Source organism: Streptomyces sp. R41 (assembly GCF_041053055.1).
In the GTDB taxonomy this organism is placed as follows: domain Bacteria; phylum Actinomycetota; class Actinomycetes; order Streptomycetales; family Streptomycetaceae; genus Streptomyces.
Genome location: NZ_CP163443.1, coordinates 9576061 through 9594724, shown reverse-complemented (window position 1 = coordinate 9594724; position 18664 = coordinate 9576061). Strand labels below are relative to the sequence as shown.

The following is an 18664-nucleotide window of genomic DNA, read 5'->3' as shown; positions in this document are numbered from 1 at the left end:
TCGAAGCCTACGTTACCTACCTCACCCTGCATGCCGACGAGCTGCTCACTACCGTCGAGCGAGAGCGCGACGCGATGCCTCCCGCCAGGCACACCGCCATTTGGCGCATCTCCAGCAGATATGGGAAGGCAGCCAGGGAATCATCCGAGGATGAAATCGGGCGAAATTTCACAGAACGCACACTCGTTTACGCATCGTCAGTCCTGTTTGCCGTGGCGGACGTGGAAGGGCACGGACACGTGGGCCGCGACCGTGTGCACGGCCCCCGACCAGTTGGCCGGGCTCACCTACTCGCGCTGACTCCCCGACTCGCAGGCTGAGCTGCACTCCGACACGCACCGATGGCTTCTGTGGGGTGGTCAGGACGGTTACAGCTCACGCTGGTACGCGTCCTTCACCTCTCGCACGCCCATCCAGCTGATCGAGGCGACTACTGCGCGCCTTGCCGACCCGGCACCCGTGCTGCGGTACGCGCCCGAGGTCCCGTCCCGAAACCGCGGGGCGGCCCGCATCACTCCGGTCACGCCGCCGGTACCGACTCCATTGGATGTCCGGCGAGCGGCTGCCGCCCGAGCTCGCACCACCATTCCCCGGGCCGTCGTGCGCGCCAGCGATGGCGACGACGGCTGGCCCCGGCGCAGTCCTTCCGGTCCGCACCTTCCGGCGTCGATGACCGACGTACCCCACAAGGGGAAGCCACGTGACCGGTAATGCACTCGACGGTCCCATCAGACCCGTCGGCAGACACCCAGCCAGGGGCCATGGCCCTCAGCGTCGAGTTCGGCCACCACATGCGAGGCATGTTCGTCTCCCAGTCAGGCGCCTTCGAGCAAACGCACCAGCGAAGCAGTGATCACGCGGTGACGGCCTCCGAGGGGCACGAGCTTGACCGGTGACTCACCCCGTTTGATCAGTGCGTGAAGGTGGCTCTTTGAGACGCCGAGCGCGGTCGCGGCCTTGGGGACGCTCACCGTAGCGGGCCAGGAGCGGATCTCATCGAGAGTCGGGCCGTCACTGGACTTCGAGCGGCCTCCGTCGGCATCACTCGCGGTGACTGGTGTGTGAGCGGTTGCGCGTTCGTCTGCGGCGTCCTTGGCCATCTTTTCTCCCGTATCCCGTCCACGGCCTACTGCATCGGCAGGTAACGGCTCAGACAAGGCGCCCAGGGGATGTGCGAATTGCGCGTTCGAGCGGGGCAGAGGCACCCGGCGCCTCTCCGCGCGGGCTCAGCGCCTGCCGCGCCAGTGTCCTGTGCTGCGAGTGCGCTGAAGAAGTCCAGCGAAGTTCGGCGGAAGAAGGCCCCTGATGGCAGATGTGTTCGCTGCGCTGCCCGCTACGGAGCCCTCCGGAGTTCTTCGCCGGCTCTCCGGAGCGGCGCACTAGAAGTCGTACACCGCGAAGTCGGCGACCGGGCGGTACCCAATCCTCTGATACAGGCCGTTACTGGTGGGGTTGGCCAGGTCCGCGAACAGCAGCACCTCCGCCGCGCCCGCGGCTAGCGCGGCCCGGCTCACCTCGACTGTCGCGGCGCCCGCGTAACCGCGGCCGCGCAGGTGTGCCGGGGTATAGACGGGGGCCACCCGGATCTGGCCCGCGACCATGGGGGTCCTGCCCGCCATGGAGACGGGGGTGCCGTCCGGGGTTTCCCATAGCGTGACGCGTTCGTCGGCGATGCGCGTGTCCGCCCATGAGCTGTTGTCCGCAGAGGGGGTCCCTCCGATGTCGGTGACGAACTCGCGGTGCCAGAGCATGAGTCGCTCGCGATCCTCCTGGCCCGCGACTCGCCCCCGGCCGTCAGGGAACGACTCCGGTGGTGTGAGCGTGCCCAGGCGGTACAGACGCTCCCGCTCGTGCAGCGTCGGTATCGCGCCCGTGTGCCGCTGCCAAGCCTCGGCGAAGGAGGTGGCGGTGTCGTGGTCCGCGTTGACGCCGGGGAGGGAATGGCCGAGGTCGGCTAGGTGGGCGGCGAGGCTGTCGGCCTCTTCGGGGGTGAGGGGGGTGAGGGTCAGGCGGCGGGGCGGGGTACGGAAGAAGGCCGCGCGGACCTCGCCCGTCCGCTCCAGCAGACCGAAGATGGGGGCGTCGTCGCCGTACGCGTCCGCCCCGCGCGTACGCAGTGCCTCGGTCACCGTCAGCGGGACCGTGTGGAGGGCGGGACGCGAGCGCAGGAAGTCTCCGGCGCGAGCGAGAAAGTCGTCGATGTCTTCGGTGAGGTGCCAGTCATCCGGACTCATGCCTCATGATCCCGCGTGCTGTCGGCGTGCGCCCGTGGTTTTCCGCTGGGAGAAGCGCGAACACATCTGCCGTCATCGACGCCTACCCGGAGGGATACCTCACCGAGGGCCTGGCCCGGTCGTTGAAGCGGTCAGCGGAGCCTCGGGCCGAGGCGGCGCTGGCTCGCTCCGGCGCACCGACGCCGAAGCCGCCAAGGGACCAACCGAGCGCCAACGCCACGGCACACCAGAACGCTCCACACAACATGCCTCGCCCGGCGCGGAGTTAGCCCGACGCCGCCCCACTCGTACCGACCCGCTCACAGGGAACCGTCGGCCTCGGCGCCCACCAACCGCGCCAGCTCCCCCACGCTCAGCTCGATCCGCCGCCCATCAGCCATCCGGGACCGGCCCAACGACGCCGCCTCGACGTCGTCGACAGCCTCGTCGTGCGCGCGAATCTCCTCGCTGCTCAAGCCCGCTCCTCCCCTTCTCTCCACGCGGCCCCGCGACCGGCCACTCCCGCACCAGCTGAGCGGACGGCCGTTTCATTCCGCGTTGGACGGACAGCAGTCCTCGCATCCGCGGCCAGTTCGCCCACGGCAGACGCACACCGCGGGCAACGACTGGAGACACCGCCCAAGACCATGTCAACGTACGAGAGCCCGGAAAAACCCCAGGTCAACGAAGGGTTCTCTGTTCGTGACGCTCACCGCCACCACCCCGTTCCAGCCTCTCGCAGAACTTCCTCCGCCCGCCCTCGGCGAGCGTGAATGGCTCCTCGAATGTCACTGCGCCCGACCCGTGACCGACCTTCTCAAGGACCAGGGATGGGACGTCGTCGCCGACCTGGACTGCAACGTCCACTGCTCCAGCCCCGACCGACGCGTGTACGTGGGCTTCCTCCCCGAAAGCCGGGAGGCAGTACGCGGTGAGCTGTGGCACATCCACGTCACGGACAACGACGGCACCACAGCCTGGCGCCAGACCTTCGGACCGGATACCCCGGCACAGGCCGTCGCCGGATTCCTCGCCGCTCTGATCACCTTCCCCACCCGCTACTGCACCTGCGTGTGACACCCGCTCCGCACTCTCATCGCCCAGGAGACTGCCTTGCCCTACGAGATCACCGTTGGCCAACTGGTTCATCAGCTCCAGACCTTCGACCCCGACCTGCCCGTGTGCCTCGCCATCAATCCCGACTGGCCCTACGCCCACCGCATCGGCCGCATCGTGGAGATCACCGGAGCGAACGAAGCCGTCTACATCGCTGAAAACGGCCAGGAGGGCGTGCTTCCGCCCGCCGTCCGCAACCAGCTGGACTGGGCCGACGTATGACGTGCCACCCGCGTACACGGCCCGCTGCATCGTCGATCAACTCCTCCAACTCCCAGCAACACCTGCTCCTCAGTGACCTGGTCCATCACCCCATGCCACGGTCGGTGCGCGGCGCACTCCTCCGCTACGTGCCTCCTCATCCCACCCAGCCGATCCACACGGTGTGGACTACTGACCTGAAGCCCGAGCGTCTCCATCCCGGCTCCATCCTTCTCAGCTGGGAGCCCGGCCTCGGAGGCGGAATGGATGTGACCGCTCACCTCCGTCTGGCCTCGGCGGAGGTCCTGCTCGCCAGCTGGCCGGACCTCCGCGGCGACTGGACCGCCGTCGTGCACCCCACCCTTCACGAGGTCATCGGGCTTCACACCGCGCTGTCCGTCGCCACCGACGCGCTGCACCTCGCCAACCATCTGGCGACCCGCTGACGATCCGTTCGCCGCGAACTTCCGAGGGCTGCCCCAAGATTGGGGCAGCCCTCGTGGCGTTGGGACATCGCAGTCCTGTCTCGGACGGCCGAGTGCCTTCTTACTGCAATCCGCCGGTGCGCCCACGAGCGCGGCTAGTAGAGGCGTATCCCGCTGTCGCCCAGGACGTCGGCGGCTGCTGCGCGAAGTCCCTTCACGGCCTGGTACAGCAAGTGCTCTCGCTCGGCGGCGAGCGCGGTGTCCTCGGCCTTGCGGGAGGTGTCTTCCGCGTGGGCGTCACGCACCATCCGGCGCATGACCTCGGCGAGGTCGTCGGCCGCGTGGACCACACCGTACAGCGCCTGCACCACGGAAGGCGGCCCCTCCAGGATGACAAGCTCGGCGGCCCGGTGGACGCCGCGGGCCTGGGCGGCGAAGCGCTCCATCTTCTCGTCGATGTCCCTCAGGTCAGGCCGGTCCGCCCGCAGCGCGTCGCGCACTGCGTCTAGGGCGACGTCACGGTCGTACACCGCGCCCAGGTAGTTCGCGTAGGCGTCTCGGCGGTGCTGCCGACGCCACTGGCCGAACTGCGAGCGCGCCGCCGCGCGCCCGGTGACCATCGCGGAGCCGAGGGTGGCGAGTGAGCCTACGGCGGCGCCGAGCAGCGCGGTGAGTCCAGCGTCCATCGCCCCATTCTGCCTACGGCCAGGCTTACTTGAGGTGCGATCAGAAGCGAGACCTGGTGGTTCTCAGGGAACCTTATGAGCCTGACCGCATGCGCCACCGGGCGGCGTCCACGGTGCTTGGCCGCAGGTCCTATTCGCGCCTGCGCTCGGTCAGATAGATGCCGGCGAGCGTGCCGTCGTAGCCTGCGGCCTGGGCCGCGGCCTCCAAGCTCGGATAGTCCTGGCCTCCGACGTCGATCATCGCCTCGTAGTCCGCGCGGGTCAGTTCGCGCTCGATCCACTGGTGTGCGCAGCGGCAGCGGATGCTGATCTCGTCGCGGTCGCAGATCACCATCCAGTCGCGCCGGGCGCCGCACTGCGGGCACATCACGGGGATCCCGGTGATGACGATTTCCTCAGGGTGGGTGGTGGCACGGAGACCGATGCTGCCGTCACCGAGTTGCGTCTCCTGCTGGAGCCGCAACAGGGGGTCGTCGCCGAGGGCCGTCTCCGGCAGAACGGTTCTCTGAGGGCGGACGTTGAGTATCTGCATCGTCTCCTTCTCCATATCAACCAGCCCTAACAGGCACTGGCAGTCGATGTCCAGCTCTTTGTGCTGCTCAGCGCCTCGGCCCTCGGGAGCGAGGGTCGACATGGCGAGTCTCAGCGGTCGTCTCGGGCGCCTGTGGCGGGGACGGGTGGGGGCGTGATTGCGCTGCCCGTGTGTTCGTACGGGCGCGGGGCGGGTCCATGGTGGCGGGGAGTTTGCCGATGCGTCGCAGTCGCCAGACGAGTACGTCGGTGACGCTGTCCGCGGTGTCCAGTTCGCGCCATTCGATGGCCTTCTGGAGCAGGGCATTGGGGTCGTGTCCCGCGCGCTCGGCCTGGTCCAGGGTGGCGGCGAGGGCGTCCCAGCCGGGTTCGCGGCGTACGGCGTCGGCCTGCTCGGGCAGGGCGGTTTCGAGGGTGTCGGCGTACCGCTCTCGTACGGGTTCGGGGAGGCGCCGGCCGTGCTCGCGCATCGCGTTCATGGGGACAGCGGCGGCCGATCGGTAGGCGCTACGCAGGTGTTGTGCGGCTCGTTGAGCGGCGGCTGCCTGCTGGGCGTGACCGCGGGCGGAGTGCCAGCGCACTGCGGCGATGGTGACGAGGACCATCGTGGACAGGAGCATCGCGGTGGCGCCGCCGTCTTCGCCTTTGCCGAGGGCGTTGCCGGCGCGGATGATGCCGTGGGCGGCGGAGCGGATGGCTCGGTTGTCGGCGCGCTCGGCGCGGATGTGGGAGCGGGTGGCGCGTTCGAAGGAGCGAGCGGCCTCGGCGAGTTCCCTGCGGGTTGAGGCCGGGGCCGTCTGGGCGAGTGCGTCGAGGAGTTCACCGACGCCGGCCAGTTGGGCGGCGGAGTCCTCGTCGTCGTCCCCGTCAAGGGTCGATACCGCTCGTTCGGCGACCGGGGCTGCCTGGCGTCGAGCGCGGGCCGGGCGAGGTGCTCGTTCATCGGCATGGTCGGTGACGGGCTCGTCGTCGTGCCGTCCGGCGTCGAGGCGCTGTCGGATCCTGGGGAGGGAGAGGTCCGGGGCGAGTTTCGAGCCGGAGAACCAGATGGGTTCGCCGTCGCGGTTGCGGTCGCCGGGGAGGGCAACCTTGTATCCGAGCCTGTCGCCGGACGGGGCGATGCGCTGTTCGACCCGGAGGCCGGCCTCGGCGAGGCGGTGGAAGAACTCCTCCTCGCTGGCGGCTCCGGCCAGGGCGTGGCGGACGCTCTCCCGCAGCGTCTCGCGGGGTGTCTCCGTCCGGCCGGATCGCTCGGCCTTGGAGCGTTCGGCGCTGGTGGGGCGCTGGGCGGCAGTGCGGTCGCCGCCGTTGAGGATCTGCAGGCCGAACTCCTTCTCGATCTTTCGGCATTCGGCCTGGGCGCGGATGCCGTCCTCGTGGCGTCGGGGGCGGCGGCCGTCTTCGCGGACGAGCGTGGCGACGAGGTGGATGTGGTCGTCGGCGTGTCGTACGGCGATCCACCGGCAGGCCTTGGCGTCTCCGTCTTCGGCGATGCCGGTGGCGTGCACGATGCGGCGGGCGACCTCGGCCCATTCCGCGTCGCTGAGGTGACGGTCGCCGGGCGCCGTGCGGACGGGACAGTGCCACACGTGCCGGGCCGGACGGCGGCTCTTCGGGAGGGCGAGCACGGGCAGGTCGAGCCGGTCGGTGAGCTGCCTGAGCGTGGCGGCCGGGTCCCGACCAGGGTCGGGGGCGAGCTCCGGCATCCAGGATGCGACGAGGTGCGGGTCGGTGTGCTCGTCCCGACGGCCCGGTCCGTAAAGGTAGTTAAGCAGCCCGTACGTCCGGCTGCCGGTGGAGATGTCGGGGACCACCGTCAGCGCCGCGCGATCTCGATCGCGGCGGCCTCGACCCGGTCTGCAGCCCGCAGGACACGGGCGACCGCGTCGTCCGCGTATTCCGTCTGCCCGCCAGAGTTGAGGATGCGAGCCACCTGGTTGAGGTTGTTGCCGGCGCGGGCGAGCTGTGCGCTGGCGGCCATCAGTTCTTCGACCCGGCCTCGCTGGTCCAACAGCCATGGCTGGGGGCCGCCTTGGGCCTGGGCGACCGCGACCGCGGCGTCTGCGAGGAACCCGGCGGTCTTCAGACCGACGGATTCCGCGGCGCGCTTCACCAGCTCGAGTTCGTCCTGGGTCAGGCGGACACTGCGGACTTGGTCGCGGTGCACGCTCTGGCGCAGGCGAGGGCGCGTAGGCGGCGTGGCGGGTGGGTTCGGTTTCCCTCCTGGCTGCGATCCGCCCTCGGTCGCGGCCTCCGAGCCCGGCACCCCCTGGTGCCGGGCCTCCCCCGCCCCGCCCGGGGCGGGGGCATGCGCTTCCGAATCTCCTCCGCGGCCCGTGGCAGCGGAGGAGTTTCGGAAGCTACAGCTTGCTCGGCTTCGTGCCGGGCAATGGTCTTGCTGCACGTCAGAGGTGGTGTCGGCCGACTCGGGGCATGTCATCGCGGCGTCTGGGCCTTCGTACGGCGCACGTCGTGGAGGACCTCGGCGACGAAGTCGAGGGCGAGGACCGGGTGGTGCAGGGTGCGGGGCGTGCTGGTGGGGGTTCGCTGCACGGTCCAGCTGCCGTCCGGGCCGGGTTCGGCGCGGTGCAGGTGTCCGTACCGCCGGAGCACGGTGATCCAGGCGTCGGCTTCGGCGAGCGTGGTCGGTGTGGTGCGCATTGTGTGTCTCCGGTGCGTGGACGGGAGTTGGTGGGGTGCGGGCGGGCGGCCCGGCTGTTGCCGTTGGCCGCCCGCCCGTCGGGGCCGTTCGGTCAGCCGGTCTTGGTGGCCGAGTTTTGGCCGGTCTCGGCGCGGAGTTGCCGCATCAGGGCGGTCAGCCGGTCGTTGGCCAGCGTTTTGCCCTGTCCGCGGATGGCGTCCGCGACGACCTCGCGGGTGACCTTGCCCGCGTCGGCGACCGCCTGACGGGCGATCGGCAGGAGGGTGTCCGCCGACGGGGCGGTGTCCGGACCGTCGTTGTCCGAGGTCTCCGAGGCGGTGTCCGGGCCGTTCTCCGGCTCGGACACCGAAGGGGCGGCCAGCCGCAGGCGGGTGACCGGGGCAGGTCTGCTGACCGGCTGTCCGCCCAGGTCAGCGGCGTCTCCGCCGTGTGCGGGCTCCGGCTCCGGGGCGCTCTTCGGGTGTCCGGACGGCTCCTCCCGATCAACCGTCAGCAGAGTGTCCGGGCCGGAGGTAACCGCCGGACGGCTGCCTTCCGGTCCGGACAGGGCGGCCGGGTGTCCGGTGGCGACCGGGACCGGCCGGTGTCCGTCCGCCGCGAGCGGGGCCTCCGGTCGGTCAGCGGTGATCCGGTCAGTACGGACGCCGAAAGTGTCCGGGTGTCCGTGGTGACCGGTTTCGGTGACCCGCCGGGCGATGAGGATGTACAGGTGGACGGCTCCGGCCAGGGCGAGCGGGGCGAGGGTGGACAACGCGCCGACGGTGACGTCGCCGAGCCGTAGTCCGCCGCCTTCGGGGCGCTGCTGATTGAGGCGTACGGCGTGCAGGGCGTTGGCCCAGATGCTGGCCGTCGTCGCCGTGCCGAACAGCATCCACACGTACAAGCGGGCGGCGAAGGAGGCGGTGCGCAGGACCAGGAGAGCACGCACCCCGTAGGCGATGAAGCCGTCGATCACCAGGGGGAAGAGGAACGTGAGGGGTCCGCGGACGTGGATGGCGGTGGCCATCTGCTGCAGGGCGTCGTACGAGAGCGCGCACCCGGCGCCGCCGAGGGCGACGATCGCGGCTCGGTCCCAGCCGGTGATCCGCGCCGGTATGGGCACGCTGTGGCTCACGCGGCCGTCCCGAGGTCGCCTCGTGCGGGTGTCTCCCCTGCGGGTGCCTTGAGCACCTTGGTACGGCTCTTGGGCTTCTCCTCGGTCTTGTTCGTCCTCTTCAGCTGGTCGACGGCCCGGTTGCGGATCTCCCGGCGGGTGCGGCGGTAGAGCTTCTCGGCGTGCTCCTCGGTCACCTTGAGCAGCCAGGCGAGCCGCTCGGCCGGCATCTCGGCCTGGTAGGCGGCGCGGACGACGGCCTCGCGCTCCGCCTGGGTGAGGTGGATGTCGCGACCTGCCAGCACTGCGTTCACGCGGGCGTAGTCGAGGCGGCTTTGGAACTTGCGGTGCAGCAGGTCGCGTTCCTCTTCGGTCATGCCGCCCCGGATGCCGTCGCGGTCACCGTTTTCGAGGGCAGCGTCGAGGCAGGTGGCACGGACGGGGCACTGCGCGCACAGGGCCTTGGCTGCGCGAATGCGGTCCATCTCGTCCGGCTCGGGGAAGAAGAGGTCCGGGTCGACCTGGTGGTGGGTCGTCGCGCGGCAGGCGGCGCTCTCGTGCCAGGTGTGGTCGCCGAGGGTGCGCGGCATCTGGTTCTCGGTGCTGTGCATGTGGGTGTCTCCGGTCGCCCCGGGCGCGTTTTGGGCATACGCAACCCAGGGGTTGGTGCGTGAAGGAGGCGGAAGCGGTGGCAGCCGGTCCCGGCAGGGATCAGGCGACAGCGATGCGGCGACGCTCGGCTGCGAGGCTTCGTCTGCGGTCGGGACCGTCGAGGATGACCTTGTCGCTCATCTCGGTCAGCCGGGAGGCGACCCGGTCGCCGATGTGCTGACGCAGGTCGGCCATACCGAGGTTGGTGGTGATCAGCGTCGGGAGCATCTCGTTGTAGCGGCGGTTGATCAGCCGCATCGTGATCTCCTCGGTCCACTCGCTGTTCTTGGCCGCACCGAGGTCGTCGATGATCAGCAGCGGGCAGCGGGCGAGGTCCATCAGCTCCCGCTCACCGTCGTGCCCGGGGCGAGGCCGCAGCTCCGCGTACAGGTCGGCGGCCGTGGTCGCCTTCCAGCGCAGCCGGACTCCCGCGATGAGCAGCGACCGGATCGCGCCGTACGCCTGGTGGGTCTTGCCGGTGCCGGTGGTGCCGACAATCAGCAGCGAGCGGCCCTGGGCGATGCCCGGGGCTCCCTCAGGTCCTGGACGGCCGGCCTCGGCGACCTCGTGGACCCAGGCGGCGACAGCCGGGTGGTCGGCGACCGCGGCCCGGTACCGGGCCGGGATGCGGTCCTGGGCGGCCTGGAGGGCGGGGATGGGCTCAACGGGGTCGGTGAGCGGAGCGGCGGGATCGATGCCCCGGGCGGTGAGGATGTTGGCCAGGCGGCGGGCGATGCCGCCGATGGGCTGGGCGTCGTGGTCGCGCATCACAGCTCCTCGGCGTAGGCAGCGGCAGGGTTGGCAGGGTTGGCCCAGGCCCGGTGACCGGGCACGTTAGACCGCGATTCCGTCCGCACCAAACCGGCGGGGGTGGCGTTCATGGCCTCGTGGACCAGGCTCGGCAAGGTGCTCGGGTGCAGCCCCTTGGTCCGGTGGCGGGCCAGCCCCGCGCGGATGTGAGCGGGGTCGATGCCCTCGGCGAGGAGCTTGGCGGTCTCCCGTCCGAGGTGACCGAGCACACCGCTGGGCGGACGGTGGGCACAGGCAGCGGCGTACTCGGCTATGAGCTGCTGGGTCGAGACGGACTCGGGTGCGGGGGCGCCTGCGCTTCCCGAAGGAGAAGTAGTTCCTAGATCCAAGTTCCTAGGTCCTAGATCCGGACCGTGAGGGCTCATGGCGGGCTCAGTGAGCCCTACATGAGGGCTCCGAGAGGGCTCGTTGAATGTGCTCTGATCTGCTGTTTTTTGATCCTCGGCGAGTTTCTGCGGGGTGCGTGAGCCCTCACTGAACCCTCCGTGAGACTTCACGGAGGGCTCAGTGCCGTCTCCGTGAGTGTGTGGAGGGTCCGGAGTGTGCTGCTCGACGTCGTGGTGCGGGCAGGCGGGGAAGCGGACACCGCTCGGCCGGTTGATCTTCTGGTGCTGGCGCCAGGTGACGATGTGCAGGTACCGCTTGCCGTCATCGCCTTCGTAGCGGCAGATCAGGCGGGAGGAGGCAAGCTGGGTCAGGTCATCGTCGACATCGACAGGATTGTGCTCGGGGCGCAGGGACCACAGCAGCCCGGCGATGACCGCGGGTTGGTCGCGAAAGCGGCCGTGGTCGTCAGCCTGGGTGAGCAGGCCGAAGAACGTCCGCTCAGCGGCGAGGGAGACGGTGGCAAGGGACTCGGAGGCGAAGGCCTCGGGCTTGATGGTCCTGATACGGGCCATGATCAGCAACCTCCGCCCGCGGCGGAGTATGCCTCGGCGGCTGGCCGCAGGATCCCGGTAGTGATGTTGAGGTCGTACGCCTCTTCCCAGTACACCTCGGGGTGGGCACGGATCACCCAGCGTGCGGCAGTCAGCCTCTGCGCTCGGTTGATGGGAATGAGCCGCCCCCGCGCGTCGTATGCGCGGGCGTACGGACTCGGCCAGGTCTGGCCGGGTTCGTACTGGGATACGCGGATGGTGCGAGTACCGGGCACCATGTCCGCGAGGAGAGCAGCTAGGCGCTCCTCGCGGGTGCGGACAGTGGGTTCAACGGCATCGGTGGGGTGGGAGACGAGCGCCCTTTCGCTCCTGGACTCGGGCATGCGACAATTCCTCACTCGTAGGTGGGGTGAATCGGCCGTTCTCGTCGAAAAGGTCAGCCGACTCGCTCCGGTTATGAATCCGTGCCCTCCGGGGTGTCGGTTTCGGCGCCCGGAAGCTGCTAACTTCTGGGCGCCGTTCTCATTTCCCTCCGGAAACAGCGGACTTGACGTCTGATGTAGCTGCCAGATCCCTTCTCCACGCGGATTCCGATTCGGCGATTTCGCCGCGGGACCAGCAACATACGTGGCACCTGCCACAACATCCAGCGTTAGCTCTTGAACTCTCTACGACTCGTGGGACGCCATGCCCACCTAGCCAAAGTGCGGCCTGTAGGCGGCGGCATCAGCGTGCCGGATCCAGCAGGCAGCGGCTGTGAGCGCATGGCGACTCCAGGACAGGGGCCGCACGAGCCAGGATCTATGGGAGCCGTCAGCGAGAACGCTACGGCGCTGCATCAGAAGCTTGCTGACAAGATCGTTTATCCTCTGGGCCTGATGGCGGCCCCTTTGTCGGATGCAGAGATCACTGCCGTCGGCAAGGGCCGGACGGGCAGGCCCGCCCTGCGCGAAGGCCTGGTGCACAAGCTGCGGACCGTCGTCGTGACGAGCGCGTCGGACGAGGAGATCGACGCACTCGCGGAGGCCCTCGACACCACACCCCTCATGTTCCGGTCCAACGATGCCGATGGCGAGCGGGTCATCGCGAAGACGCTGGTGCTGCGTAGCCAGATCGCGGCGATCGCCGCTCACGGGGGCGAGGGAGAAGGGCTGTCGGCGGAGCTGCTGGCATTCATCAACAAGGAAGTCGGCGAGGCGCGCACGGAAGCCACGGAACAACGCGATCAATCTGCCTCGCAGCAGATGTCCATCGTGGTGACAGGCGACGACCCGGCCTTTGTTCGTCGGACGCCGCAGGACAGCGGGCGGGACGTCCGGCAGGGGCCTGGCCAGCTGGTCGAAGCTGGCGTCGGTCCTGTTGTCGCACCACAACTGCGCCAGCTCGTGGAGGATGATCCTCAGCCGGTGGAACCCCGTGGCGTCCTCCACGGGCACGATCAAGTCGACCGGAGCCCCCTCCAGTCGCAGCCTCGGGCCGCGTACGTCGGTGTTCGCCAGCAGGTGGTTGGGGATCGCCACCAGTTTGATCCGCCAGCCACGCGCCGTCTCGATATTGGAGATCAGCCGCTCCAGGCTGAACGGCCGCAGGATCGGCATCTGCGCCAGTAGCGCCCGACACTCCTCGCGGACCGCGCGCCAGCTGACCCTCGTTCCGTCCGGCTCCCACAGGGCTCCGGGGGCCGGGGCCCTGCCCTGGCCGCGCCACAACTTCGCCCACCCCATCGTGCTTCCCGATCTGCTCGCACCGCGCCTGTGCAGCGTCGCGGCGCCGCCATTTGTCCAGGGCGGGGTCAGTGCCCCATGGAGATACCGCCGTCGACCGGCACCACAGCGCCGGTGATGTATGCGGCTTCCTCACTGGCCAGGAAGGAGATGGTCGAGGCGATCTCCTCCGGGTTGCCGATCCGGCCCAGCGGCACGTCACGGAGGATCTCCTTGACGCGGTCCTCGGGGAGCGCAGCAGCCATGGCGGTGTCGGTCAGGCCCGGGGTCACGATGTTGACGGTGATCTGGCGTGAGCCGATCTCCCTCGCCAGCGAGCGGCCGAAGCCGATCAGGCCCGCCTTTGATGCCGCGTAGTTGGTCTGCCCGGCTTCACCCCTGAGAGCGACGGCCGAGGACACGAGGACGATCCGGCCGCCGCGCTTGGCCTTCAGCATGCTGCGCGTGGCCCGCTTGGCCAGCCGGTAGGAGGCGGTGAGGTTCGTCTCCAGGACGGCGGCGAAGTCCTCCTCCGACATGCGCAGCAGCAGGTTGTCGCGGGAGATGCCGGCGTTGGCCACCAGGACCTCGACCGGGCCCTGGTCGGCCTCGACCTCCCTGAAGGCGCTCTCGACCTGTTCGGGGTCAGTTATGTCGCAGCGCACGGGCATGGCGCCGAGGAAGAGGAGGTCGGGCTCGGGTTCACCGGTGCGGTAAGTGAAGGCGACAGAGTCGCCGCGCTGGGCGAATGCGCGGACCGTGGCGTGCCCGATTCCACGGTTCCCGCCGATGATCAGAACGGAGCGCGACATGAAGATCCTTTACACGAGTAACTATGGGGATTTCCCACCGCCGGAAGCGATTCACCGCGGTGATGACAGTGACCCTAAGGCGACACCTGGTGCGCCACAGGAACCCAAAGCCTGCGCTTATGCTGTCGGTGAGAACTGACAGTTCTCATTGCCCAGCAAGGGGCCTTCGAGTTCCAAATGCTGGACAGCGTATTCGTGGTCAACTCCCCGAAATGCAGGCCGTCATGAGCGTGATTTCCTGCCCCGGCGGAGAGGCCAGGACGCGCAAAGAATGTGACCTGCACCTCAACCCCCCTCGATATATGAACGTTATAAACAAGAGCGACACTCAGCGCCTGATCGTCACCCGCACCCTGTGGCAAGCCCGGACGCGCCGGAACACGTCGGACATCCCCGGCTTCACTGCCGCCTTCGGGGTCAGATCCGACGTAGGAATCACGCAGGCTGAGACTGCCCAGCTCGCCGGCGTCAGCCGACGCTGGTACAACAACCTGGAAGCCGGACGTCCGGCCAACTACAGCGACGCTTTCCTCCACGCTGTCCGGCGCATCCTCGATCTGAACGATGAGGAATGGGACATCGTCTACCGCGTCACACGGGGCCGCACCCCCGCCACAGCCATGGTCAGCCCGCTCAGCGGACTACTGTCCGACCCGATCCGCACACTCGTCGAGGAGAGCCAGACCTGGGGCGTCTACCTCAACGACTACCGCTGGGACGTCCTGGCCTACAACGCCAAGACCCTCGACTATTTTCCCTGGATGCTGCACGGCATCAACGTCATGGAATGGGCCCTGACCTGGCCCGAGGCCCGCACGCAGCTCATCAACTGGCAGGATGAGTGGGCGCTGCCGATGATCTCCCAGCTCCGCGTCCACGCGGAGGAGTGGCGCCACGACGAGCGCTTGCGCACCGTCATCGAGACCGTCCGGGCCGATCCCACGGCCCGCAAGCTCTGGGACGCCCCGAATCTGCCCTCCATGACCCACCCGGCATCGCATCAGCCGCGCCGTCTCTACCTGCCCCGCCAAGGCGGCAAGGAATTCGCCATCCGGCTCATCGCGCTCACTCCATTGGAATTGCAGTCCTGCCGCATGATGGCCGTGACCCCCGAGTAAGCGGATTCACACTACTGAGCTGACGGGCAGTTGGTTCCTGTTGCACAAGAGCGCATCGGGATCCCAAACTACGAGCATTCGTCGGGATCCGGACCATCTCCCGCACCCCGGCGTCGAACACGACGGGCTTGCCCATTGCCTACCGTGTCCAATCCGCCCCGCGTATCCAGGCAGGTGACCCCGGCAGCACCGCGCGCTGCTCGTCGTCCATAGCTGAGGCATGCTCAACCCGCAGATCGATGCCCATACGGCAGATCACGCAGCCCAGCACGGACGTGTAGCGGCAGACGCGCGCGAAACCCGTGGTGTGCTCAGGCCCCGGAATCCACTCCGCGCCGTCCGCCCCATGTAGTCCCGGTAGGTGCCGCCCTTGCCGTCGCTGCACCCGCGCTCGCAGTCCGTGATCGGCCGCAGACCGGTGGGGTCGGACAGGGTGACGGGGTGTTGTTGGCGTACGCGTAGCCGTTGATCGACTCGTGGTCGTCCGCGGACAGGATCGGGTCCGCGGACAGGAACCGGCCGATCAGCGGGTCGTACTCACGGGCGCCGACATGCGTCAGGCCGGTCTCGGTGTCGGCCGGCTTGCCCAGGAATCCCTTGTCGTCCGGCCAGGAGGGCCGCCGCCTGGCCACGGGACTCGCCGAACGGCTTGGGGTAGCGGCGCGTCACCTGCTGGGTAGTGGCGTCCACGGCCATCGACGCGGTGCCGGGGCGGTCGTCGACCATCCAGGAGAGCGAGGTCTGCGTCCGGACCGCGCTTGCGTCACCGGCCGCGTAGTAGCGCAGGCCGCTGAACTTCTTGGCCGCGGTGTCGTAGCGCAGTTCCTGACCGTCCATGTAGAGGACCGTGGTGCCCGGGCGCCGGCGGATCAGCAGACCACCATTAGCGTCGTAGAGGTAATCGGTGGTCTTGCCACCCTCGACGAGGCGGGTCAGTTCGCCCTCGATGTCCCAGGTCAGCGTCTGGGTGGCATCCGAGGGGCCGGGGCGCTGCCGGGTGTTGCCCTGGTCGTCGTACTGGTACGACGTCACCGTCCCGCCGACCGAGGTCGAACTCAGCGTATGGGGTTGGCCGCCTCCGGTGGCGTTGACGGGCGGGTACGAGTAGTCGGTGCGGACGTCACCGGTGGACCGGTGCTCGACCTGGGTGTCCCGCAGGCCTCCGACCTTGTAGCTCCAGCTGGTCCAGTACGGGGCCGGGCCGCCGAGGGCGCTCGCCGAGCGGGCGGTGGCACAGTCGTTGGAGGACGGGGTCCACGCCTAGGTCAGCCTGCGGTAGCCGTCGTAGGCCAAGCACTGGGTGTCCTTGCCGTTCGCCAGACTGCCGCAAGATCACGCCAACTGAAATGACGTCTCAGTGGAACTCGTGCACCAGCTGGATCCTGCCGACGATGTGAGCGTTAAAGCCATCAAGCTCCTTGGCCGGTACCCACAGCTCCAGAATCGTCTGTCCGCCTGCCTGCTGCACCGGGTACCTGCGCAGGAAATCGGACTCAACGTCGAAGCGGGTGACGAAGCCAGCACCGTCGTGCTTGACGTTCCAATCGCGGGGGCCAGCTGAAGCCGTCCCTCCACAGGCGGGGCCACCTCGAGCCGTCACGATGGAGCCACTCAACTCACGGCGCCTTGCGTACCGCCCGAGCTCCAGCGAAGCGGCAGTCCGGCGGTGACGGCTCCCCGTGATCGCCGGCAGAGCCCCGCTCAAACCGCCCGAGCCACGGCCGACAGTTCACAATGATGGAGTCAATCGCCTGCAGGCAGGGACGTGGGCTTGCGCAGCAGCCACTGTCCGAACGTCCGCCGTGCGGGCCGTACCACGACGCGGCCGTGGGTCGTCGTGCCGACCAGCTCCACGCGCAGCGTGATCGGCGTCTCGTGGTCTGGAGCCTGACGAATCTTGATCTTACTGTGTACGAGGCTCAGGGCACCGGCATCGACCACGATGCCCGGCTTGGTGATCAGCGTCAGCTTCTTGCCTGCCGTGTTCATGTCGATCCGCAAGGTGTCCTGCGTGATCACTGCCTGAGTGAAGTCGAGCGTCACCTCACACCACGCAGTGGAAAGCTCCAGCCTCCGCGGCACTACCCAGCGCCCCACGCGTTTGACCGCACCACTGTGAATCCCCTCGATCCGGAGTACGTCCTTGACCTCCGCTACGGCCGTGCCGGCCGAAGCGGACACGGCCGGCAGGTCAGCGGTCAGCGCGGTCAGCTCGCTGACGGTACGCGCCGACAGGGCAGCTTCCACGCGCTCGCCCAACTCGTCCGCAGTCAGCAGGCCGTCCCCCGCCGCGATACGCAGCACGTCCACCACCCGGTCCCGGTCCGCATGAGAGGCCCTCAGCTCGGGCGACGAGTCGAGGCCGGAGCGCTTCCCGGTGGGCGAAATCTCTCCCGACATACTTCCGTCCTGGTCCTGTCGAACGTCTCCGCGCGACGCAGGCAGCGGCGCGAGATGAAGACTAACGCTATATCGCGATATGAATCCCGGCTGGGCCCCATCACGGAGAGGCGATCGCCAGCGTCGATTCACGGCATGCGGCATCCATCATGCCGAGGCCCGGTCTCGACGTACATGAGGGAGCGTCACATCTGGCGATATCCGGTACGGCACGCCCCGGCGCAGACGCGGGAATTGAACACCACTCTCACCGACCGTGACGGCTCTCCGTGATCGCTGACAGAGCCGTTGATTGACGACGTCATAGCCAGTCCTGATGGTGTTCACCGCGGGCGGCGCCAATGTCCCGTCTCGAAGGATCTGGTCTCCGTCTCAAGTGACCTGGTCTGATTCGTCGTTGATCTCAGTTGATCTGGTTCGTCATCCTGATCGCTGCACTACTCTGTCGAGCCATGAACGCGGACCGCTGGTTGGCAGACACCCGGGCCTCCTACGACACGGTCGCGGTCAGCTATGCCGACCAAGTACGCGAGGCTCTGGCCGGGGCGCCGTATCTTCGGGCGGCTCTGGCGCTGTTCGCCGACTTGGTGCACGCCGCTGGCGGTGGGCCGGTGGCGGACGTGGGCTGCGGACCTGGACACGTCACCGCTCACCTGCACGAGCTGGGTGTGGACGCTTTCGGCATCGACCTTTCATCCGTGATGATCGACGTGGCTCGGCGTGACCACCCCCGCCTGCGGTTCGAGGTGGGCTCGATGACCGACCTCGACCTCGCCGATGCTTCAGTCGTCGGCCTGCTCGCATTTTGGTCGTTGATTCACGTCCCCGACGAAGCAGTGCCCACGGTCTTCGGCCACTTCCGGCGCGTGTTGCGTCCCGGCGGACCACTGCTGCTCGGCTTTCACGTCGGCGACGAGTCGAGGCTGAAGACGCAGGGCTACGGCGGCCACCCGATGAACGTCCACGTTCACCGCCGCCAGCCTGACCAAGTGGCGGCCTGGCTACGCGATGCCGGGTTCACCGTCGAGGCCCAAATGCTGATCGACCCCGACGAAAGCGTTCCAGGTGCGGTCCTCTTCGCACGCCGTCAGTCCTAGCCACGTCAGCAGTCCAGTTGCAGCCGACCATGTTCAGTGAGACGGAATGCCCACCGGCTGTATCTCCTACCCTGCCGACAACAGCAGACGCCGACAGTACTACCGGGCCAAATGAGGTCGTGCGGGGCTCGAAGCACGATGCCCGGCGCGGACGTCCACGAGGGAACGTCCGCGCCGGGCGCGGCTGCTGGCTTCCGGTTACGGAAAGGCCTCGGCGTTCACAAAGGTCACCCGCACTCCGGGACCTTCGCTTTCAACGAGTGGCACC

Annotated in this window: 24 protein-coding genes and 1 pseudogene; 7 read left to right on the top strand and 18 right to left on the bottom strand. The window is 68.5% G+C overall.

Features of this window, described 5'->3' with window-relative positions; all coding sequences use genetic code 11:
• Positions 1-321 precede the first annotated feature (321 nt).
• Positions 322-711, top strand: a complete 390-nt coding sequence (locus AB5J53_RS43570) for a DUF317 domain-containing protein (RefSeq protein WP_369252845.1) — start codon at positions 322-324, stop codon at positions 709-711.
• A 104-nt stretch (positions 712-815) separates the two neighbouring features.
• Here the strand turns inward: AB5J53_RS43570 and AB5J53_RS43565 are convergent, their stop codons facing one another.
• The 3 genes from AB5J53_RS43565 to AB5J53_RS43555 all read right to left on the bottom strand — a co-directional run bounded on the left by AB5J53_RS43565 (position 816) and on the right by AB5J53_RS43555 (position 2689).
• Positions 816-1100: a helix-turn-helix transcriptional regulator gene (locus AB5J53_RS43565; protein WP_369251104.1), complete on the bottom strand. Its 285-nt coding sequence runs from the start codon at positions 1098-1100 to the stop codon at positions 816-818.
• 279 nt (positions 1101-1379) lie between these two features.
• Positions 1380-2234: a GNAT family N-acetyltransferase gene (locus AB5J53_RS43560; RefSeq protein WP_369251103.1), complete on the bottom strand. Its 855-nt coding sequence runs from the start codon at positions 2232-2234 to the stop codon at positions 1380-1382.
• Between the two features lie 299 nt (positions 2235-2533).
• Positions 2534-2689, bottom strand: a complete 156-nt coding sequence (locus tag AB5J53_RS43555) for a hypothetical protein (RefSeq protein WP_369251102.1) — start codon at positions 2687-2689, stop codon at positions 2534-2536.
• 328 nt (positions 2690-3017) lie between these two features.
• Here AB5J53_RS43555 and AB5J53_RS43550 point away from each other — a divergent pair, with 328 nt between their 5' ends.
• The 3 genes from AB5J53_RS43550 to AB5J53_RS43540 all read left to right on the top strand — a co-directional run bounded on the left by AB5J53_RS43550 (position 3018) and on the right by AB5J53_RS43540 (position 3976).
• The gene (locus tag AB5J53_RS43550; RefSeq protein WP_369251101.1) at positions 3018-3290 is read left to right on the top strand and encodes a DUF317 domain-containing protein; all 273 of its coding nucleotides are present in this window, start codon (positions 3018-3020) and stop codon (positions 3288-3290) included.
• Positions 3291-3326: 36 nt separating this feature from the next.
• Complete coding sequence (locus AB5J53_RS43545) at positions 3327-3551, top strand: hypothetical protein (RefSeq protein ID WP_369251100.1); 225 nt, start codon at positions 3327-3329, stop codon at positions 3549-3551.
• Between the two features lie 248 nt (positions 3552-3799).
• Positions 3800-3976 (top strand): hypothetical protein, encoded by a 177-nt coding sequence (locus AB5J53_RS43540; protein WP_369251099.1) that lies wholly within the window; start codon positions 3800-3802, stop codon positions 3974-3976.
• A gap of 134 nt (positions 3977-4110) precedes the next feature.
• Here the strand turns inward: AB5J53_RS43540 and AB5J53_RS43535 are convergent, their stop codons facing one another.
• The 10 genes from AB5J53_RS43535 to AB5J53_RS43490 form a co-directional block, all read right to left on the bottom strand.
• Positions 4111-4641, bottom strand: a complete 531-nt coding sequence (locus AB5J53_RS43535; protein WP_369251098.1) for a proline dehydrogenase — start codon at positions 4639-4641, stop codon at positions 4111-4113.
• 130 nt (positions 4642-4771) lie between these two features.
• The gene (locus AB5J53_RS43530; protein ID WP_369251097.1) at positions 4772-5173 is read right to left on the bottom strand and encodes a hypothetical protein; all 402 of its coding nucleotides are present in this window, start codon (positions 5171-5173) and stop codon (positions 4772-4774) included.
• 67 nt (positions 5174-5240) lie between these two features.
• Positions 5241-6986, bottom strand: a complete 1746-nt coding sequence (locus AB5J53_RS43525; RefSeq protein ID WP_369251096.1) for a relaxase/mobilization nuclease domain-containing protein — start codon at positions 6984-6986, stop codon at positions 5241-5243.
• A 2-nt stretch (positions 6987-6988) separates the two neighbouring features.
• Positions 6989-7339: a plasmid mobilization relaxosome protein MobC gene (mobC, locus tag AB5J53_RS43520; protein WP_369251095.1), complete on the bottom strand. Its 351-nt coding sequence runs from the start codon at positions 7337-7339 to the stop codon at positions 6989-6991.
• A gap of 269 nt (positions 7340-7608) precedes the next feature.
• The gene (locus AB5J53_RS43515; RefSeq protein ID WP_369251094.1) at positions 7609-7833 is read right to left on the bottom strand and encodes a hypothetical protein; all 225 of its coding nucleotides are present in this window, start codon (positions 7831-7833) and stop codon (positions 7609-7611) included.
• A gap of 92 nt (positions 7834-7925) precedes the next feature.
• Complete coding sequence (locus AB5J53_RS43510; protein ID WP_369251093.1) at positions 7926-8948, bottom strand: DUF2637 domain-containing protein; 1023 nt, start codon at positions 8946-8948, stop codon at positions 7926-7928.
• On the bottom strand, positions 8945-9538 hold the full coding sequence (locus tag AB5J53_RS43505) for a WhiB family transcriptional regulator (RefSeq protein WP_369251092.1): 594 nt from the start codon (positions 9536-9538) through the stop codon (positions 8945-8947). Before AB5J53_RS43505 ends, AB5J53_RS43510 begins: the two co-directional genes overlap by 4 nt.
• Before the next feature lie 100 nt (positions 9539-9638).
• A complete protein-coding gene (locus AB5J53_RS43500) occupies positions 9639-10346 on the bottom strand; it encodes an ATP-binding protein (protein WP_369251091.1) in 708 nt (235 codons plus the stop codon).
• Positions 10346-11287: a hypothetical protein gene (locus tag AB5J53_RS43495; protein WP_369251090.1), complete on the bottom strand. Its 942-nt coding sequence runs from the start codon at positions 11285-11287 to the stop codon at positions 10346-10348. Before AB5J53_RS43495 ends, AB5J53_RS43500 begins: the two co-directional genes overlap by 1 nt.
• Positions 11288-11289: 2 nt before the next feature.
• A complete protein-coding gene (locus AB5J53_RS43490; protein WP_369251089.1) occupies positions 11290-11649 on the bottom strand; it encodes a hypothetical protein in 360 nt (119 codons plus the stop codon).
• A gap of 420 nt (positions 11650-12069) precedes the next feature.
• Between AB5J53_RS43490 and AB5J53_RS43485 the strand changes: the two genes are divergently transcribed.
• Positions 12070-12876, top strand: coding sequence for a hypothetical protein (locus AB5J53_RS43485; RefSeq protein ID WP_369251088.1), 807 nt, complete (start codon positions 12070-12072; stop codon positions 12874-12876).
• A 182-nt stretch (positions 12877-13058) separates the two neighbouring features.
• Here AB5J53_RS43485 and fabG read toward each other — a convergent pair whose 3' ends face one another.
• A complete protein-coding gene (gene fabG, locus AB5J53_RS43480) occupies positions 13059-13781 on the bottom strand; it encodes a 3-oxoacyl-ACP reductase FabG (RefSeq protein WP_369251087.1) in 723 nt (240 codons plus the stop codon).
• 302 nt (positions 13782-14083) lie between these two features.
• On the opposite strand from fabG, the gene AB5J53_RS43475 reads away from it, so the two are divergent.
• Positions 14084-14899 (top strand): helix-turn-helix domain-containing protein, encoded by an 816-nt coding sequence (locus AB5J53_RS43475; RefSeq protein ID WP_369251086.1) that lies wholly within the window; start codon positions 14084-14086, stop codon positions 14897-14899.
• Positions 14900-15210: 311 nt separating this feature from the next.
• Here the strand turns inward: AB5J53_RS43475 and AB5J53_RS43470 are convergent, their stop codons facing one another.
• From AB5J53_RS43470 to AB5J53_RS43455, 4 genes and pseudogenes are all read right to left on the bottom strand, one after another.
• Positions 15211-15531, bottom strand: coding sequence for an RHS repeat-associated core domain-containing protein (locus tag AB5J53_RS43470; protein WP_369251085.1), 321 nt, complete (start codon positions 15529-15531; stop codon positions 15211-15213).
• Complete coding sequence (locus AB5J53_RS43465; protein WP_369251084.1) at positions 15437-15931, bottom strand: hypothetical protein; 495 nt, start codon at positions 15929-15931, stop codon at positions 15437-15439. Before AB5J53_RS43465 ends, AB5J53_RS43470 begins: the two co-directional genes overlap by 95 nt.
• 322 nt (positions 15932-16253) lie before the next feature.
• Positions 16254-16448, bottom strand: a pseudogene (locus AB5J53_RS43460) (hypothetical protein); the annotation flags it as partial.
• Between the two features lie 194 nt (positions 16449-16642).
• Positions 16643-17299 (bottom strand): DUF1707 domain-containing protein, encoded by a 657-nt coding sequence (locus AB5J53_RS43455; RefSeq protein WP_369251083.1) that lies wholly within the window; start codon positions 17297-17299, stop codon positions 16643-16645.
• Positions 17300-17751: 452 nt separating this feature from the next.
• Between AB5J53_RS43455 and AB5J53_RS43450 the strand changes: the two genes are divergently transcribed.
• The gene (locus AB5J53_RS43450) at positions 17752-18396 is read left to right on the top strand and encodes a class I SAM-dependent methyltransferase (RefSeq protein WP_369251082.1); all 645 of its coding nucleotides are present in this window, start codon (positions 17752-17754) and stop codon (positions 18394-18396) included.
• Positions 18397-18664 lie beyond the last annotated feature (268 nt).

What these genes read in the sequence shown, in the direction of transcription:
- AB5J53_RS43565 (WP_369251104.1), bottom strand. Translation starts at nt 1,100, where the DNA reads ATGGCCAAGGACGCCGCAGACGAACGCGCAACCGCTCACACACCAGTC.
- AB5J53_RS43560 (WP_369251103.1), bottom strand. Translation starts at nt 2,234, where the DNA reads ATGAGTCCGGATGACTGGCACCTCACCGAAGACATCGACGACTTTCTC.
- AB5J53_RS43535 (WP_369251098.1), bottom strand. Translation starts at nt 4,641, where the DNA reads ATGGACGCTGGACTCACCGCGCTGCTCGGCGCCGCCGTAGGCTCACTC.
- AB5J53_RS43530 (WP_369251097.1), bottom strand. Translation starts at nt 5,173, where the DNA reads ATGCAGATACTCAACGTCCGCCCTCAGAGAACCGTTCTGCCGGAGACG.
- AB5J53_RS43515 (WP_369251094.1), bottom strand. Translation starts at nt 7,833, where the DNA reads ATGCGCACCACACCGACCACGCTCGCCGAAGCCGACGCCTGGATCACC.
- AB5J53_RS43505 (WP_369251092.1), bottom strand. Translation starts at nt 9,538, where the DNA reads ATGCACAGCACCGAGAACCAGATGCCGCGCACCCTCGGCGACCACACC.
- AB5J53_RS43500 (WP_369251091.1), bottom strand. Translation starts at nt 10,346, where the DNA reads ATGCGCGACCACGACGCCCAGCCCATCGGCGGCATCGCCCGCCGCCTG.
- AB5J53_RS43495 (WP_369251090.1), bottom strand. Translation starts at nt 11,287, where the DNA reads ATGGCCCGTATCAGGACCATCAAGCCCGAGGCCTTCGCCTCCGAGTCC.
- AB5J53_RS43490 (WP_369251089.1), bottom strand. Translation starts at nt 11,649, where the DNA reads ATGCCCGAGTCCAGGAGCGAAAGGGCGCTCGTCTCCCACCCCACCGAT.
- AB5J53_RS43485 (WP_369251088.1), top strand. Translation starts at nt 12,070, where the DNA reads ATGGGAGCCGTCAGCGAGAACGCTACGGCGCTGCATCAGAAGCTTGCT.
- fabG (WP_369251087.1), bottom strand. Translation starts at nt 13,781, where the DNA reads ATGTCGCGCTCCGTTCTGATCATCGGCGGGAACCGTGGAATCGGGCAC.
- AB5J53_RS43475 (WP_369251086.1), top strand. Translation starts at nt 14,084, where the DNA reads ATGAACGTTATAAACAAGAGCGACACTCAGCGCCTGATCGTCACCCGC.
- AB5J53_RS43455 (WP_369251083.1), bottom strand. Translation starts at nt 17,299, where the DNA reads ATGTCGGGAGAGATTTCGCCCACCGGGAAGCGCTCCGGCCTCGACTCG.
- AB5J53_RS43450 (WP_369251082.1), top strand. Translation starts at nt 17,752, where the DNA reads ATGAACGCGGACCGCTGGTTGGCAGACACCCGGGCCTCCTACGACACG.